Raw genomic sequence first — 203 nt, 5'->3', positions numbered from 1 at the left:
GGAATGCTCGAGATGGACAACAATCTCACCGAAAATGCCATCAGACCTGTGGCCATAGGAAGGAAAAATTACCTCTTCGCAGGATCACACGATGCCGCTCAAAGGTCGGCGGTCATCTATACCTTTTTCGCCAACTGTCACAAACACGAGGTAGACCCCTACAAATGGCTCAAGTATACCCTCGAGAACATCATGGAGGCTCC

1 protein-coding gene is annotated in these 203 nt (G+C 49.8%); it reads left to right on the top strand.

What is annotated here, in order from left to right:
- Positions 1-203: transposase (locus Q0954_RS35015; RefSeq protein ID WP_299466990.1), on the top strand; the 203-nt coding region annotated here is incomplete at both ends.

Origin of the sequence: uncultured Microscilla sp., assembly GCF_947493425.1 — a bacterium.
Classification (GTDB): Bacteria; Bacteroidota; Bacteroidia; order Cytophagales; family Microscillaceae; genus Microscilla.
Note: the sequence above shows the minus strand (reverse complement) of the source record. Positions and strands in the feature narration are given on the sequence as shown.